Here is a 1,967-nt window from a genome sequence, read left to right as displayed (position 1 = left end):
CGGGAATTTGACAGTTTGAATGACGCAAAAGTGCTCTAATCATTGATATAGCGCTATTTTTTTGTCAAATTTTTGTATACATTTCTTGCGTACTTTCTCGTACTGTGGTATAATAGAGTGAGGTGCGAATCTATGAGAGTTAAAAAATCAGTATCTAAAAACACAATCAATTATGCCATTATCAAAGATATTAAGGTTGGAAATAAAAGAACTTCTACCATTGTTGAAAATCTCGGCAATCATGAAACTCTTCAACAGCTACATCCCGAAATGGAACCTATGGAATGGGCAAAATTGCGGGCTAAAGAGTTAACCGAACTCGATAAAGAAGATAAACAAGAAATATTAGTCAAACTACATGAGAATAAGCAGTTGAAACAAAACCAACGAAATGAATATCATGGGGGATATTTATTTCTACAGAATATCTATTATCAGTTGGGATTGGATAAAATCTGTCAAGATATTCAGAAGAGGTATCACTTTAGTTTTCACTTAGATACCATTCTGTCTCGTCTCCTCTACGGCAGAATCCTATTCCCATCCTCTAAACGGTCTACCGCTCATTTTTCACAAACTCTCCTAGAGCCTAAAACTCTGGAACTCCAGCACCTCTACCGAGGATTAGAAATCATTGCCAAAGAGACTGACTTTATTCAAGAACAACTCTATAAAAACTCAGCTGCTCTTTTCTCTCGTAAAACAGACGTTCTCTATTACGACTGTACAAATTTCTATTTCGAAATTGAGGAAGAAGATGAGGAGGGGAAATTGAGACAATATGGCTATTCTAAAGAACATCGACCGAATCCAATCGTTCAAATGGGCTTATTTATGGATTCTCAAGGAATTCCATTAGCTTTCTCGATAACACCTGGTAATACAAATGAACAGACGACTATGAAACCTTTAGAGAAGAAGATTATCAAGGATTTTGAAAAAGCTCAATTTGTGGTCTGTACAGATGCTGGACTTTCTTCTATTGGTAATAAGCGCTACAATAACATCAGCGGGAGAGCTTTTGTCACAACTCAATCTGTCAAAAAGTTAAAGAAAGAAGACAAAGACTGGGCAACATCTTCTACAGGTTGGCGGTTGATGGGGGATAAGTCTGAAACATTCTATGATATTTCTGCACTAGACGAGAGCAACCCAGACCTTCTCTATAGACAAGTCTTTTACAAAGAATGCCCTTTACCTCAAGATGGTCTAGAAGATCAGAGATTGATTGTAACCTTCTCAGCTAAATACAGAGATTACCAAAGAAGCATACGCGAACGCCAGATTCAACGTGCTTCAAAATGGATTGGAAAACCAGCTGATTACAAGAAGAAACAATCTACAGATCCTAAGCGTTTCCTCAAAGTAATAGAGACAACAAGGGATGGGGAAATAGCTGAGAAAACGTTTATTGAGTTGGACGAGGAACGTGTTCTTTCTGAAGCAAGATTTGATGGAATTTATGCGGTGACGACAAACTTAGACGATTCGATTGAGACCATTGTTTCCATTAATCAGAGACGATGGGAGATTGAAGAATGTTTCCGTATTATGAAACATGAATTGAAAGCTAGACCAGTTTATTTAAGTCGAGAAGATCGCATTTCTGCTCACTTCACAACTTGCTTCCTTGCTCTTATAATCTATCGCTACTTAGAGCTGGCGGTTCAGAAGCAATTCACATGTACTGAACTCATTGAAACCTTACGGTCATACACCTTTAGGTACCTTCCTGGTTTTGGTTACCTACCAAACTATACTCGGACCGCTATTACTGATGAATTGCATCAGACATTTGGTTTCAGAAGTGATTATCAAATTATTAGCGAAAAAAAGATGAAAAAAATTTTACAAGCGTCAAAATCGAGAAAAAGTACGCATTTTTGATATAAAAAGAAAACCTCTCTAAACCCTTGATATGCATAGGGTTAGGGAGGTTTTTGTCGTTTAAAACTGTCAAAGATGGG

The 1,967-nt window shown here is 37.3% G+C and carries 1 protein-coding gene; it reads left to right on the top strand.

Translation table 11 applies throughout. The annotated features are described in order from the left end of the window. Positions 1 to 132 precede the first annotated feature (132 nt). Positions 133 to 1,887 carry an IS1634 family transposase gene (locus K6V48_RS11585; protein ID WP_222369848.1) on the top strand — a complete coding sequence of 585 codons (1,755 nt, stop codon included), beginning with the start codon at positions 133 to 135 and terminating at the stop codon, positions 1,885 to 1,887. Positions 1,888 to 1,967: the final 80 nt, after the last annotated feature.

The organism is Streptococcus suis, assembly GCF_019794555.1.
Lineage (GTDB): Bacteria > Bacillota > Bacilli > Lactobacillales > Streptococcaceae > Streptococcus > Streptococcus suis_AB.
This window is presented reverse-complemented; position numbering and strand designations above follow the sequence as displayed.

Coding starts and splice junctions, on each gene's coding strand:
- K6V48_RS11585 (WP_222369848.1), top strand. CDS start 133: ATGAGAGTTAAAAAATCAGTATCTAAAAACACAATCAATTATGCCATT.